Annotated in this window: 12 protein-coding genes and 1 pseudogene; 8 read left to right on the plus strand and 5 right to left on the minus strand. The window is 72.0% G+C overall.

Annotation, left to right across the window (positions count from 1 at the left end):
• The first annotated feature begins 108 nt into the window (after window positions 1-108).
• Window positions 109-834 (plus strand): hypothetical protein, encoded by a 726-nt coding sequence (locus HNR10_RS13930; RefSeq protein ID WP_179823807.1) that lies wholly within the window; start codon window positions 109-111, stop codon window positions 832-834.
• A 117-nt stretch (window positions 835-951) separates the two neighbouring features.
• Window positions 952-1,464, plus strand: a complete 513-nt coding sequence (locus HNR10_RS13935; RefSeq protein WP_179823809.1) for a hypothetical protein — start codon at window positions 952-954, stop codon at window positions 1,462-1,464.
• 44 nt (window positions 1,465-1,508) lie between these two features.
• On the opposite strand, the gene arsB is transcribed toward HNR10_RS13935, so the two are convergent.
• Both arsB and HNR10_RS13945 read right to left on the minus strand, forming a co-directional pair.
• Window positions 1,509-2,606, minus strand: a complete 1,098-nt coding sequence (gene arsB, locus HNR10_RS13940) for an ACR3 family arsenite efflux transporter (protein WP_179823810.1) — start codon at window positions 2,604-2,606, stop codon at window positions 1,509-1,511.
• Window positions 2,603-2,917 (minus strand): ArsR/SmtB family transcription factor, encoded by a 315-nt coding sequence (locus HNR10_RS13945; protein WP_179823811.1) that lies wholly within the window; start codon window positions 2,915-2,917, stop codon window positions 2,603-2,605. The genes arsB and HNR10_RS13945 overlap by 4 nt, the downstream gene beginning before the upstream one ends.
• Window positions 2,918-3,011: 94 nt before the next feature.
• Here HNR10_RS13945 and HNR10_RS13950 point away from each other — a divergent pair.
• Window positions 3,012-3,395, plus strand: a pseudogene (locus HNR10_RS13950) (arsenate reductase ArsC); the annotation flags it as partial.
• A 101-nt stretch (window positions 3,396-3,496) separates the two neighbouring features.
• On the opposite strand, the gene HNR10_RS13955 reads toward HNR10_RS13950, so the two are convergent.
• Window positions 3,497-3,940, minus strand: a complete 444-nt coding sequence (locus HNR10_RS13955) for a hypothetical protein (RefSeq protein WP_179823812.1) — start codon at window positions 3,938-3,940, stop codon at window positions 3,497-3,499.
• A 127-nt stretch (window positions 3,941-4,067) separates the two neighbouring features.
• Between HNR10_RS13955 and HNR10_RS13960 the strand changes: the two genes are divergently transcribed.
• Together HNR10_RS13960 and HNR10_RS13965 are read left to right on the plus strand one after the other, a co-directional pair.
• Window positions 4,068-4,643, plus strand: coding sequence for a TetR/AcrR family transcriptional regulator (locus tag HNR10_RS13960; RefSeq protein WP_179823813.1), 576 nt, complete (start codon window positions 4,068-4,070; stop codon window positions 4,641-4,643).
• 124 nt (window positions 4,644-4,767) lie between these two features.
• The gene (locus HNR10_RS13965) at window positions 4,768-5,868 is read left to right on the plus strand and encodes an SDR family oxidoreductase (protein WP_179823814.1); all 1,101 of its coding nucleotides are present in this window, start codon (window positions 4,768-4,770) and stop codon (window positions 5,866-5,868) included.
• A 93-nt stretch (window positions 5,869-5,961) separates the two neighbouring features.
• On the opposite strand, the gene HNR10_RS13970 is transcribed toward HNR10_RS13965, so the two are convergent.
• On the minus strand, window positions 5,962-7,200 hold the full coding sequence (locus HNR10_RS13970; protein WP_179823815.1) for an FAD-dependent oxidoreductase: 1,239 nt from the start codon (window positions 7,198-7,200) through the stop codon (window positions 5,962-5,964).
• A gap of 166 nt (window positions 7,201-7,366) precedes the next feature.
• On the opposite strand from HNR10_RS13970, the gene HNR10_RS13975 reads away from it, so the two are divergent.
• From HNR10_RS13975 to HNR10_RS13985, 3 genes are all read left to right on the plus strand, one after another.
• Window positions 7,367-7,942 (plus strand): PadR family transcriptional regulator, encoded by a 576-nt coding sequence (locus tag HNR10_RS13975; protein WP_179823817.1) that lies wholly within the window; start codon window positions 7,367-7,369, stop codon window positions 7,940-7,942.
• Between the two features lie 175 nt (window positions 7,943-8,117).
• A complete protein-coding gene (locus HNR10_RS13980) occupies window positions 8,118-8,918 on the plus strand; it encodes a hypothetical protein (RefSeq protein WP_179823819.1) in 801 nt (266 codons plus the stop codon).
• Window positions 8,919-9,446: 528 nt separating this feature from the next.
• Window positions 9,447-12,035 carry a glycoside hydrolase family 9 protein gene (locus HNR10_RS13985; RefSeq protein WP_179823821.1) on the plus strand — a complete coding sequence of 863 codons (2,589 nt, stop codon included), beginning with the start codon at window positions 9,447-9,449 and terminating at the stop codon, window positions 12,033-12,035.
• Window positions 12,036-12,152: 117 nt separating this feature from the next.
• Here HNR10_RS13985 and HNR10_RS13990 read toward each other — a convergent pair whose 3' ends face one another.
• Window positions 12,153-13,298 carry a PQQ-dependent sugar dehydrogenase gene (locus HNR10_RS13990; protein ID WP_179823823.1) on the minus strand — a complete coding sequence of 382 codons (1,146 nt, stop codon included), beginning with the start codon at window positions 13,296-13,298 and terminating at the stop codon, window positions 12,153-12,155.
• Window positions 13,299-13,375: the final 77 nt, after the last annotated feature.

Below are 13,375 nucleotides of genomic sequence, written 5' to 3' on the forward strand. Positions count from 1 at the left end.
GCCATGATGGCTCTGTTCGTTCGCTCGCGCGGCGAATGTTCTGGTTTATTCCTCCCGATGGGAGCGCACCACGTCGGCACGGCGCACATCCGTCATGTCGCAGCACGCGTGGCAGAACACAAAGGGAAGGCGATGGCGGGCATGGGCGGCGAGACGGGCCAGGGCTCGGACGGAGACTCGCAGGAGAAGGAGGCAACGTCCCCCGAGGACTGTGCGCCCGAGGACGACACCGGCGAAGCCGCGGAGTCGGCGAAGGACCTGGCGCCCACACGGTTGCCGGCGCTCGCCGTGCTCCTGGCCTTCCTCGTCCCGCCGGCAGGGGCGGTGCTGGGCCACGTCACGGTGCGGCGCACCTACTGGCGACGCAGCCTGTCGCGGCTGGCGATAGCGGCCGGGTGGACCATGACGGCGCTGAGCGCCAGCGGGCTGCTCCTCTACCTGAACTACCAGGACCGGGTGGCCCGGGCTGAGGCGGTGGCGGCCGCCGAGGCGCAGGCCGAGGAACAGATGCGCCGGGCGATCGCGGACAGCCCCAGTTACGGGCTCGTCGACGAGGAGTTCTGCCAGGCGTTGACCGAGGTCGCCGAGATCTCGCCCCGCACCGAATTCGTCACCAGCCAGGAGCAGATCAGCGGCGCGATGCTCGAGGGATACGAGACACTGGCGGGGACCGACACCCCGAACGCACAGGTCTACGGTGACTACGCAGAGTATCTGACCTCGTTCGCCGACCACGACGTGGACGGACACGTCGCCCAAGCGGAGGCGCTCCAGCAGGCGGTCAACGAGGACGTACTCGCGTGCCTGCCCTTCGTGGACGAGACCCTGGAGTAGGGCCCGCGAACGGGGAAGCACACGAGCCACGCGACTGACACGCGTACTCCCGATCCCAAGCGGGCCGCGGTCGTTCCTGACCACCTCGTGCTCCCCCTGGTGCCCACTGGAGAGCCGATGCCGCCGATACCTTCCCCCGAGGACGTCCTCCGGTCCGTGGTGCGTGGACGCACCACCCGGTTCGAGGTGCCCGAGGGCACGGCCTCGATCGTCGCCGGACGGTTGCGACGGCAGCTCGCCGAACAGGACGTCCTCGTGTTCGCCGGGAGTTCCTCGCAGTGCACCGCTCTCCGGCTGATGGGCACGGACGAGGCGGAGCGGATTCGTCCCGAGCTGGATGCGCTGGTCGCGGACTTCCGTGTGCTGGCGCGCACACTGTCCCGGCACTACGACCAGGGAACGCTCCATGAGGACGTCTGGTGCGTCGAACCGCACGGCGTGCACCTGGGCTTCGTCAACCGCGACACCGGCGTGATCGTCGAGGCGCACGCCGGCGATCCTGACGACCTCGACCCGTACTTCCTCCTGCTCTTCGCCGAAACCACGGGTGCCTATCCCGGGGTCCTGGACGCCTGCGTCCACGGTTTCCACGACATGTGCCACCTGTTCGAAGTGGCCGGCCTGCTCTGACCGAGGGGCATCGCGAGGGCCCGCCGGCCCCCGTGGGGCCACCGCTACCTGCGGGCGGGGATGAAGCGGCGGCGCCAGGCGAGTGACACGTAGACCAGGGCGATGAGCACCGGCACCTCGATCAGCGGGCCGACGACACCGGCCAGGGCCTGCCCCGAGGTGACGCCGAACGTGGCGATGGCGACCGCGATGGCCAGTTCGAAGTTGTTGCCCGCGGCGGTGAAGGCCAGCGTCGTGGTGCGGTCGTAGTCCATCCCGATCGCCTTGGCGAAGGCGAAGGTGCCGAACCACACCAGGACGAAGTAGACGAGCAGCGGAACGGCGATGCGCGCCACGTCCAGTGGCCGGCTCGTGATGGTCCCGCCCTGGAGCGCGAAGAGGAGGACGATGGTGAACAGCAGCCCGTACAGCGCCCAGGGGCCGATGCGGGGCAGGAACACCGACTCGTAGCGCTCACGGCCCATCCGCCGCTCGCCCAGGAGCCGGGTCAGGAACCCCGCCGCCAGGGGGATGCCCAGGAAGATGACGACGTTGAGCGCGATCAGCCAGGGGGAGACGTCGATCCCGCCGGTGTCCAGGCCCAGCCAGCCGGGCAGCAGGTCGAGGTAGAACCAGCCCAGGACGCCGAAGGCAAGCACCTGGAACACGGAGTTCAGGGCGACCAGGACGGCGGCCGCCTCCCGGTTCCCGCAGGCCAGGTCGTTCCAGATGATGACCATGGCGATGCAGCGGGCCAGGCCGACGATGATGAGCCCCGTCCGGTACTCGGGCAGGTCGGCGAGGAAGATCCAGGCGAGCGCGAACATCACCGCGGGGCCCACGACCCAGTTCACGACCAGGGACGACAGCAGCAGCCGCCGGTCGCGGGTGACGGTGTCGAGCCGGTCGTAGCGGACCTTGGCCAGCACCGGGTACATCATGACGAGCAGGCCCAGGGCGATGGGCAGCGAGATCCCGCCCACCTCCAGCGCGGCCAGCGCCTCGTTCAGGCCGGGGACCAGGCGGCCCAGGCCGAGGCCGATCGCCATGGCCAGCAGGATCCACACCGCGAGGAAGCGGTCGAGCGTGGACAGCCGGGCGGCGACGGATCCGGCGGCGGTCCCGGCAGGAGGTCCGGGGGCCGTGCTGTCGGCGCGGGTCATGAGCAGGCCCTCTTGGTGTCGGCGGCGACGGTGGCGCGGGCGGTGGCGGCCAGGTCCCCCAGTGCGCCGGAGAGGGACTCCAGCGCCTCGGGGCACAGCCGGTAGTAGGTGTACCGGCCGCAGGGCTCGGTCTCGACGAGACCCGCCTCGCGCAGGACGCGCAGGTGATTGGACAGGTTGGTCTGCCGCGCACCGGTCTCCTCGACCAGGTGCGTCGTGCAGAGGGTCTCGTGGGCGAGCAGGGAGACGACGCGCATGCGCAGGGGGTCCGCCAGAGCCCGGATGATGTCAGCGTCCACTGATGTCAGCATGCACTGATGATGTCATATCATTCGGGACTGATACACATCCTCCGCCGGCCCGGGGCTGCCCCGGTGCCGCACCCGGGAAGAAGGTGGCACCCCCATGACCGATCGGCCCTCCGTGCTGTTCGTCTGCGTCCACAACGCCGGCCGCTCCCAGATGGCCGCCGCCTGGCTGCGGCACCTGGCCGGCGACCGGGTGGAGGTGCGCTCGGCGGGTTCGGCCCCGGCCGACTCCGTCAATCCCGCCGTCGTCGCGGCCATGGACGAGGTCGGCATCGACATCACCGACCAGAAGCCGAAGATCCTGACCCCCGACGCCGTCGAGGCCTCCGACGTCTGCATCACCATGGGCTGCGGCGACGTGTGCCCGATCTTTCCCGGCAAGCGTTACCTCGACTGGACCCTGCCCGACCCCGCCGGCCAGGGTGTCGCGGCCGTCCGTCCCATCCGCGACGACATCGAACAGCGCGTCCGCACGCTCCTGGCGAGCTCGGCGTCCCCGCCTGACCCACCCGCCGCACCCGCACCCGCACCCGCACCCGATGCCCCATGCCCCATGCCCGACCATGACACGGGCCGGCGGTCTCACGTGCCGTACTTCGACACCAGCAGGGCGGCCGTGGACCCCACGCACGCGGTCCCCAGGACGAGGACGAGCCACGTGGTCACGAGCCAGTCGGACCTGGGCGCGACGTCCGGGTCCGCCTGCTGTGCGAGGTGAAGCCGGACCATGCGGCCGCGGACCGGAAGCAGCGCGGCGGGGATGGCGACGAACGACATGCTGTACAGGAACAGGATCGTGGACGGCGGCTCGGGGCGGAGCACGCTCGCGCCGAGGACGATCGCGGCGAAGACCGGTGTCGCGACGTAGAACAGCCGTATCCCCCGCCTGCTCTGTTCCTTCCAGTCGCCGGGCACCCCGTCCCCGGAGGTCGCTCCGATGATCAGCGCGCGCATGCCGATCATGAAGACCACCGTCGACACAGCGGCGATGAGGAGCCACCCCGCCCCGGGGATCGAGAAGAGCATGTTCCCCTGCTTTCCATGCCGTGGGAACCAAGACCCTACTCCTCGGGCGACGGACGTTTGACGGTCCGTCACCGCCCGCACCGAGAGCGGACTGGCGAAAATATGTAGATCGGTCTAGTCTGTCTCCATGGGAACCAAGGGAACGGCGACACGGTCACGGCTCATCGAGGGAGCGCGCGAGCTGCTGGAGGCCCACGGCTACGCGGGAACGGGACTCAACCAGGTCCTGGCCGCCAGCGGCGCTCCACGGGGTTCGCTGTACTTCCACTTCCCCGGCGGCAAGGACGAACTGGTCACCGCGGCGCTCGAAACCGCGGGCGCCGACGTGGGCGCCGCGCTCGCCGGACTGGCCGACGACGCGCCCGACGCGGTCGCCCTCGTCCAGCGGATGATCGACCTCTTCACCACCAGGATGGTCGAGTCGGACTTCACCAAGGGCTGCCCGATCGCCGCCGCCGCGGTGGATGTCGCCGCCACGAACGACCGCGTGCACGAGGTCTGCACACGGGTCTACTCGTCCTGGCAGCGGGAACTCGCGGCCCGGTTCACGGTGTTCGGGCGTGCCCCGGAGGCCGCGGACGCGCAGGCGTGGTCCGCGCTCTCCCTCATCGAGGGAGCCATCCTGCTCGCACGGGCGACCCGGAGCCGTGCCCCGCTCGACCGGGCCCGGGCGTCGGTCGCACTGCTGCTCAAGGACGACTGACCGACCACACCCGCACCCGGGGCGACCCGGCCACCACGAGCGCGGTGACGCGAGTACTCGGCGACGCGACTCGGGGCCGGCTTGTGGACCAAAAATATGTAGATCGATCTATATAGGAGTTGCCATGCGACAGCCGTACACCCCAGCGCCCCCGCACGCCCTCGTGCTCGGGGCGACCGGACTCATCGGACGTCGGCTCCTGGCCGAGCTGCTCCACGGCGGGCAGGCCGCGGCCGCCGGCACCCGCAGCGACGGCAGCGAGGCGGCCCTGCTCGCCTGGCTTCGCGGGCACGACGTGCCCACCGCGCGCCTCACCACCGTCCGTGTCGACCTCGCCCGGCCCGATCTCGGTCTCGACTCCGCCACCGCGCACCGGCTGCGCGACGTGCGCGACGTCTACAACTGCGCCGGGCGCTACCGCTTCGGCATGGACCGGCAGGAGGCACGGTCGGCCAACGTCGACAGCGCGCTGCACGCGCTCACCTGGGCTTCGCGCCTGCCCGGACTGCGACGCGCCGTGCACGTCACCGGCTACCGGGCGGGCGGAGTCCTGGCCGGCCCACCGTCACCGGCCGAGGCGAGCCGCCTGTACCGGGAGCACGGCGCCTACGAGGCCGCCAAGATCGAGTCCGACGCCGTCGTGAGGGACCTCGCCGTGCGCGAGGGCCTGCCGCTGAGCATCGTCAATCCCTCGACCGTCATCGGCGACTCCGAGACGGGAGAGTCGGGGCAGTACATCGGCCTGGCCCAGACCGTTCGCGACCTGTGGCGGGGGCGGCTGCCCCTGCTCCCCGGCGGGCCGTCGACGTTCGTGCCGGTCGTGACGGTCGACCACCTCGCGCGCTTCCTCGCCGCGGTCCCGGACCACGACTCGGCCGGAACCGCTGCCGTCCCCGCCCACTGGGTGCTCGACAACGAGACGCCCCCGCTGCACGAACTCCTGCGCGGCCTCGCCGCGCACCTGGGCGTGCGCGCCCCGCGGGGCGGGGTGCCGGTCGGCCTGCTGCGACGCCTGCCCCGGGCGCTCACCGGCGTCGAACCCGAGACCCTGTCCTTCCTCAGCGCCGACCGCTACGACACGGCATCGGCCGACGCCCTGGTCCGCGCCGCCGGACTGACTCCGCCGCCGGTGTGGCCGTCTCTCACCCGCTGGGCCGACCGGCTCGTGGCCGAGGACTTCGGCGACCGTCCCCGCCCCCGGAGCACGCCCACCGTGCGCCCGTGACCGCTGGACCGACGTCCGCGTCCTGACCCTTGGCCCAGCATCGGCGACCGCGACCGCGTCGGCGACCGCGCCTGCGTCCGTGTCGGCCCCCGCTCACGCCCGTGGACCGGAACCGGCCCGGGCGGGGGCGTCGAGGTCGACGCGGTGGCCGTGGATCCACGAGGTGCCGTCGAACCTGGAGATGACCGCGAACACGGTCCGCAGCATCAGATCGCGGAACACCAGCGCCACAGGATGGTCCGAGCCGAGCTTCTGGTTGCTGCGCCTGCGGCCCTCCGCGACGATCCGCCGCACCCGGTCGCGGCGCTGCGCCTCGTACTCCGCCAGGGCTTCGGGCACGGCGGGGATGTCGCGCAGACACCGGGCGAGCACCAGGGCGTCCTCGATCGCGAGCGAGGCCCCCTGCCCGGAGGAGCTGGAGACGGCGTGGGCCGCGTCGCCGAGCAGGCCGGCCCGGCCACGGTGCCACCTGGGCAGCGCGGCCATGTCGTAGCTGCTCAGGGGGCGCAACCGCGCGGGGGCCTCGGCTTCGAGGATCGTCGTGATCACCGGCAGGTCGCCCGCGAAGGCGTCCAGGGTGGTCCGCTTCCACTCGTCGTCGCCACGGGCCGCGATCTCCTCCCGCGTCAGCTCGGAGTGCCCCAGGTTGGCGAACCAGAACACCCCTCCCTGCGGCGTGGTCTGGTACCCGAAGAAGGCGCGGCGTCCGAAGACCATGCGCACGGTGCCGGGCGGCGTGGGCTCGACGTCCAGTGCGGGGACGTGTCCGCCGCTGCCGATGACCCCCGTGTAGTCCGGCCGGGGCGCGTCGGGATCCATGACGCCGCGGACGCGGGAGTGCAGCCCGTCCGCGCCGATCAGCACGTCCCCCTCGGCGGTGCTCCCGTCGGCGAACTCGGCCACCACGCCGTCGGGGCCCTCGGTGTAGCCGGTGCAGCGCCGGCTGTACTCGATCGGTACGCGCTGGTCGAGGGCGGTCTCGGCCAGCGCCCGTTGGAGCGCGTCGCGGTTGACGGTGACGGTGCGCAACCGGTCCGAGAGGTGGCCGGGGAGGCGGTCCGAGCCGTCACCGACCAGCCCCAGCCTGCGGCCCCTGTGGTTGACGAGTTCGATGTGCGTACTGGGAAAGGCGGAGGCGGCCAGGACGGGATCGAGCATGCCCAGGGTGTCCAGCCCGGCGAGCCCGTTGGGGGCCAGGCTGAGGAAGGCGCCCAGCCCGTCTCCCGGCCCCGGGTGCGCCTCGTACACGACGGCGTCCACGCCCACCCGCCGCAGCGCCGCCGCGGCCACGGGCCCGCCGATCCCCCCTCCGATGATCAGTGCCCTGGTCATGATCGACTCCCTTCGTTAGTCATATTATGACTATACATAGAATGATCATCGACACAACGCCCCACGACCCTGAGGCGGCCCTGAGAAATCCCCGGGTTCCGGGGACGCTGCTCCGGGTGCGGCACTCCGCGCCCGGGCCGGAACGGGGCGGCCCGGAAGGAGCCCGATGCCGTCGCGGCCCCACAAGCGCTCACCCCTCGCGGTCCAGCTGCTCCTGCTCCTCGAGGAGGAGCCGATGCACGCCTACCGGATGCAGCAGCTCATCAAGGAGCGGCACAAGGACACGATCGTCAACATCGCGCAGCGCAACAGCGTGTACCAGACCCTGGACCGCCTGCTGCGGGACGGACTCGTCGAGGTGCGCGAGACCTCGCGGGAGGGGAAGCGGCCGCGGAGCACCGTCTACCAGCTGACCGGGGAGGGCCGGGAGACACTGATGTCCTGGCTGCGCACCATGCTCTCCACTCCCGCGCGGGAGTTCCCGGAGTTCCCGGTCGCGCTGGCCTCGTTGCCCGCACTTCCGGTGGCGGAGGTCGTCGACCTGCTGGAACGGCGGGTGTCGGCGCTGGAGGAGCTCCTCGGCACGATCGACGACGACGCTCGGGCCGCCGGCGCGATGGGCGTGCCCCGCCTCTTCCTCGTGGAGGACGAGTACCGGAGGGCGATGGCCGTGACCGAACTGCGCTGGGTGCGGGAGCTGATCGCCGACCTGGGGGAGGGGCGGTTGTCCTGGCGGCGGTGAACCGACCGCGGCGGTTGTCCTGGCGGCGGTGAACCGACCGCGGCGCCCGACCGCGACGGGTCGAATCGGCGACAGGGCCGCGGGAGCTGTACGATCGGGGCGGCCAATCCTCCCTCATCCCGTGCCCCCGGGCAGCGTGCGGCGGGGCCCACGGCGACCACGGAAACGGACACTCATGGACGTCGAGGCAACCCAGGTGATGACCCGGACGGGTCAGTTCACCACCCCTGTCAGCTGGGAGACGCCGGTGCGCGGTCGGCTGGCCGCGGCGATCGACCGGCTGTCGGGCCCCCTGGCCGAGCTGATCGAACGCGACGCCAACGACGGGGACACCCGCCTGCTGGTCGCCGACTTCCTCAGTGTCGGCCTGAACTACAGCAAGTACCAGGAGCTGACGACGGAGTACCGCACCAGCGGCGACTCCGTCGACTACGCGATCATCCTCGACGGCGAGGTGTTCGCCCCGGTCGAGGTGAAGGGCGTCGGCCAGGACCTGGACATCCGCAACATTCAGATGGCGCGCCGGGTCGCCGCCGAGCACGGCTCCCGGTGGATCGTGCTCACCAACGGACGCCTGTGGAAGGTGTTCCACCTGCGCCCCCAGGAGGACGGTGACACGACCCAGCCGGTGCCGGTGATCGACGTCGACCTCATGGACCGCGACTCGCACGAGCGCACGGTGGACCTGCTGTTCCACCTCACCCACGAGGCGGTCGAGCACGGTCGGCTGGACGCCCTGCGACGCTGGCGCGAGTCGACGGAGGCCGCGCCGCTCGCCCAGATCCTGCGGTGGGACTCCGTGGTGTCGGCGATCCTCGCCGAGCTCCGCGAGGTGTCCGAGCACCCCGGGCACGCCGGGGACGCCGCCGAGGTGGTGCGCGCGCTGACCGAGGAGGTCATCGCCCGCGGCCTGCTGCCGACCGGTGACGAGGACTCGGCCGGCGACGAGGGGAACGACGAGGCCGACCAGGCCTGAGCACACACGCTTCGCGATCCGCCCGCCCCGGCTCCGCCGCGGGCGGGTCTCGTCATGGGCGGGCCTCTTCGCGAACGGACCCCACCAGGGACGGGCCTCCTCAGAGGCGGGCCTCGCCATGGGCGAGTGCGGCGGATCCAGCAGGATCCGAAGAGCAGGGGCCTCGTCTTGGAGGCCTCCTCGCGAGCGGGCGCACCCCGCGCCATCCCCGATCCCCGCACCGTCGAAGCCCCCGATCCGAACCTCTGTCCACAGGCTGTGGACAGGCCGCGCGCCTCCTGACCTGTCCACACCCTGTGGACAGAGTTCGGCCGCGGCGCGCCTGGCGGCGGCCCGGGAACGGCTGCTCGCGTCGCTGGGCGACGTCGGCCTCTGAGCACGGACTCCGCCGCCACCGCGAACCCTGGCCGTAGGGCCGCGGCGCTTACCCCCATTGACAGTCGTGGCCGCTCCCACAACCATGCATATGGGAGCGCTCCCAACCTCCGCGGCGGCCAACCGGTCGTCCACCCCCAGCGGAAGGAAGCCATGACCACCCCGACCAGGGCGCTCGCGCTCAGCGCGTGCGCCGCCCTCACCTGCGGCCTCCTCACGGCCGCACCCGCCCAGGCCGCCGACGACGACCCCGTCGAACAGATCGTCAACGGCGACTTCTCCGACGGAGCCACCGGCTGGTGGGCCAGCGAAGGCATCGAGACGAGCGTCGTCGACGGCGCCCTGTGCGCCGACGTCCCCGGCGGAACCGAGAATCCCTGGGACGCCATCATCGGCCAGAACGACCTCCCCCTGGAGGCCGACGAGTCCTACGGCTTCAGCTACACCGCCTCGGGCGCGGACGGCGTCGTGGTGCGCGCGCTCGTCCAGGAGCCCGTCGACCCTTGGCGCACCGAACTGGACGCGCGCTCGGCCCTCGGAGCCGACCCCGCCCCCTTCGAACACGTCTTCACCGCCTCCGCGGACATGCCGGACGCCCAGGTCGCCTTCCAGATCGGCGGCGCCGACGAGGACTGGACCTTCTGCCTGGACGACGTGTCCCTCCTCGGCGGGGCCGAACCCCCCGTGTACGAGCCCGACACCGGCCCGCGCGTGCGCGTGAACCAGGTCGGCTACCTGCCCCAGGGCCCCAAGAACGCCACCGTGGTCACCGACGCCGAACAGCCCCTGCCCTGGGAACTGGCCGACGCCGACGGCACCGTCGTGGCCGAGGGCGAGACCGTTCCGCGGGGCCTGGACCCGAGTTCGGACCAGAACGTGCACTCGCTCGACTTCGGCGGGTTCACCGAGGTCGGCACCGGCTTCACCCTGACCGCCGACGGCGAGACCAGCCACCCGTTCGACATCGCCGCCGACCCCTACGTGGACCTGGCGACCGACGCCCTGGACTTCTACTACACACAGCGCAGCGGCATCGAGATCAGCGACGAGATCGCCCCCGGCTACGGGCGCCCGGCCGGCCACGCCGGCGTCGAGCCCAACCAGGGGGACACCGAGGTCACCTGCCATCCCGACACACCGTGCGACTACACCCTGGACGTGTCCGGCGGCTGGTACGACGCCGGTGACCACGGCAAGTACGTGGTGAACGGCGGGATCTCCGTCCACCAGCTGATGAGCGTGTACGAACGCGCGCACCACGCCCCCACCGGCGACCCCGACCGGGTCGCCGACTCCAGCCTTGCGATCCCCGAACGGGACAACGGCGTGCCCGACGTCCTGGACGAGGCCCGCTGGGAGATGGAGTTCCTGCTCAGCATGCAGGTGCCCGAGGGCGAGGAGCTCGCGGGTATGGCGCACCACAAGGTGCACGACGCGGAGTGGACGGGCCTGCCGCTCATGCCCGACCGCGATCCGCAGCCCCGCTACCTGCACCCGCCGTCGACGGCGGCCACGCTGAACCTGGCCGCCACCGCCGCCCAGTGCGCCCGGGTGTTCGCGCCCTACGACGCCGACTTCGCCGCGACCTGCGCGGAGGCGGCCGAGACCGCCTGGGACGCGGCCCTGGAGCACCCCGACCGCTTCGCGACGGCCGGCGGCCAGGGCGGCGGCCCCTACGACGACGACACCGTGGCCGACGAGTTCTACTGGGCGGCGGCCGAGCTGTATCTCACCACGGGCGCGGCCGAGTACCAGGAGGCCGTGACCGGTGCGGAGCTGCACACCGGTGAGGCCTTCACCGACTCGGCCTTCGACTGGCGCTGGACCGCGCCCCTGGGCCGGCTCCAGCTCGCGACCGTCCCCAACACCCTCGACGGCCGCGACGAGGTCCGCGCCTCCGTGGTCGCCGCCGCCGACGAGTACCTGGCGGCCGCCGAGGAGCACCCGTACGGCCTGGTCCTGAACCCGGAGAACGGGGCCCTCGTGTGGGGCTCCAACGGACTGGTCCTCAACACCATGGTCGTCCTGGCGACCGCCTACGACCTGACCGGGGACGCGCGCTACCGCGACGCCGTCCTGGAGGGGATGGACTACGTGCTCGGGCGCAACGCGCTCAACCAGTCGTATGTGACCGGGTACGGCGAGAACGACGCGGTCAACCAGCACAGCCGGTGGTACGCCGCCCAGCTGGACCCGTCGCTGCCCCACCCGCCCGACGGCACGCTGTCGGGCGGACCGAACTCCGACACTGCCACCTGGGACCCGGTGAGCCAGGCCAACCTGGAGGGGTGCGCGCCGCAGTTCTGCTACATCGACCACATCGACGCGTGGTCGACCAACGAGTTGACGATCAACTGGAACTCGGCGCTGGCGTGGGTGTCGGCGTTCGTCACCGACCAGGGCGAGGCGGCGCCCCCGACCGCGTCGGCCTGCGAGGTCGACTACACGGTGCACGGCGCGTGGGAGAGCGGGTTCACCACCCAGGTGACGATCCGCAACACCGGCGACGAGCCCGTGGACGGCTGGGAGCTCGGCTGGTCGTTCACCGGCGGGCAGTCGGTGGGCCGGCACTGGAGCGGTGATCTGGAGCAGTCGGGTCCGCGGGTGACCACGCGGGACCTGGACTGGAACGCGGCGATCGATCCCGGTGAGGAGACGACGTTCGGCTTCGTCGGCACGCGTTCGGGCGGATCGGACGCGGCTCCCGAGCTGTTCCGGCTCAACGGGGCGGTCTGCGGCTAGCAAGTGCGGCCACGGCCGTGGCAGCGGCGGCCACAGGGGAGGGTTCGGTTCGGAGCCGGGCCCTCCCCGCCGTGTGCGCGGTGGCGGGAAGGACGCCGCCGCCGGCGGGCGGCGGGCTCACTCCAGGGGCACCCGCAGGATGCGGTCGTCACCGTCCTCCGGCGATCCGCGACCGTCGAGGTTGCTGGTGGTGAGCCACAGCGCGTCGCCGCCCGGCGCGACGACCACCGTGCGCAGGCGCCCGTGGTCGCCCTCGAAGTGCGCTTCCGGCTCGCCGAGCCCTCCCTCGCCGTCCAGGGGGATCCGCCACAGGCGCTCGCCGCGCAGAGCCGCCACCCACAGGGCGTCGCCGGCGATCGCCGCGCCGCTGGGCGAGGCCTCGGACGGTGACCACGTGACCAGCGGGTCGGTGAACTCGTCCCCGCCGCCGGGGCCCTCCACCTCCGGCCACCCGTAGTTCGCGCCCGGCTCGATCAGGTTGACCTCGTCGAACGCGTCGGCCCCGAACTCGGTCGCGTACAGGCGCCCGTCGTCGTCCCAGGCCAGTCCCTGTACGTTTCGGTGCCCGTAGCTGTACACGCGGTTGTCGAAGGGGTTGCCCTCGGCGGGCTCGCCCTCGCCGGTGATCCGCAGGATCTTGCCCGCCGGCGAGTCGGTGTCCTGGGCCAGCGTGCCCTGGGCGGCGTCGCCGGTGCCCACGTAGAGCAGGTCGTCCGGGCCGAAGGCGATCCGGCCACCGTTGTGGTTGCCCGCCTTGGGCAGGCCGTCCAGGATGACCTCGGCCTCGCCGAGCTCGACCGCGTCGGGCTCGTACTCGATCCGGCTGATGCGGTTGTCGGACGCCGCCGTGTAGTACACGTACACGTACGGCTCGTCGGGGAACGCCGGATCGACCGCCAGCCCCAGGAGCCCGCCCTCGCCGCCGGGCACGACGCCCTCCACTTCACCGGCTCCGGTCACCGTGCCGTCGGCGGCCACGTGCGCGACCTCGGCGGAGTCGCGCTGGGCGACCAGGGCCGATCCGTCCGGCAGGAAGTCCACGCCCCACGGGACCTCGAGGCCGGTGGCCACGTCCACGGGCGTGCCGGGGTCGCCGGGCTCGACGGAGCCGGTCCCCTGCGTCTCCTGTTCCGTGCTCTCCCGCCCCGGCGTCCCCGACTCCTCCGGGGCCACCGACGTGCCGGTGCCGTCCGCTCCGCACGCGCACGCCAGCAGGAGGACGCCGAGCACGGCGGCGGTTCTGGAGTGTCCGCGATGTGCCATACCGATCCCCTGCCCGCTCTCCGTGTCCCTACTCCCACCCCCGGTCACGACCGGGTCACCACCTCCGACGCCCCCAT

The sequence above is a fragment of the Nocardiopsis aegyptia genome (assembly GCF_013410755.1).
GTDB classification, from domain to species: Bacteria; Actinomycetota; Actinomycetes; order Streptosporangiales; family Streptosporangiaceae; genus Nocardiopsis; species Nocardiopsis aegyptia.

Excerpts from the sequence above, each read along its gene's own strand:
- HNR10_RS13935 (WP_179823809.1), top strand. The coding sequence starts at position 952 with ATGCCGCCGATACCTTCCCCCGAGGACGTCCTCCGGTCCGTGGTGCGT.
- arsB (WP_179823810.1), bottom strand. The coding sequence starts at position 2,606 with ATGACCCGCGCCGACAGCACGGCCCCCGGACCTCCTGCCGGGACCGCC.
- HNR10_RS13945 (WP_179823811.1), bottom strand. The coding sequence starts at position 2,917 with ATGCTGACATCAGTGGACGCTGACATCATCCGGGCTCTGGCGGACCCC.
- HNR10_RS13955 (WP_179823812.1), bottom strand. The coding sequence starts at position 3,940 with ATGCTCTTCTCGATCCCCGGGGCGGGGTGGCTCCTCATCGCCGCTGTG.
- HNR10_RS13960 (WP_179823813.1), top strand. The coding sequence starts at position 4,068 with ATGGGAACCAAGGGAACGGCGACACGGTCACGGCTCATCGAGGGAGCG.
- HNR10_RS13965 (WP_179823814.1), top strand. The coding sequence starts at position 4,768 with ATGCGACAGCCGTACACCCCAGCGCCCCCGCACGCCCTCGTGCTCGGG.
- HNR10_RS13970 (WP_179823815.1), bottom strand. The coding sequence starts at position 7,200 with ATGACCAGGGCACTGATCATCGGAGGGGGGATCGGCGGGCCCGTGGCC.
- HNR10_RS13975 (WP_179823817.1), top strand. The coding sequence starts at position 7,367 with ATGCCGTCGCGGCCCCACAAGCGCTCACCCCTCGCGGTCCAGCTGCTC.
- HNR10_RS13980 (WP_179823819.1), top strand. The coding sequence starts at position 8,118 with ATGGACGTCGAGGCAACCCAGGTGATGACCCGGACGGGTCAGTTCACC.
- HNR10_RS13985 (WP_179823821.1), top strand. The coding sequence starts at position 9,447 with ATGACCACCCCGACCAGGGCGCTCGCGCTCAGCGCGTGCGCCGCCCTC.
- HNR10_RS13990 (WP_179823823.1), bottom strand. The coding sequence starts at position 13,298 with ATGGCACATCGCGGACACTCCAGAACCGCCGCCGTGCTCGGCGTCCTC.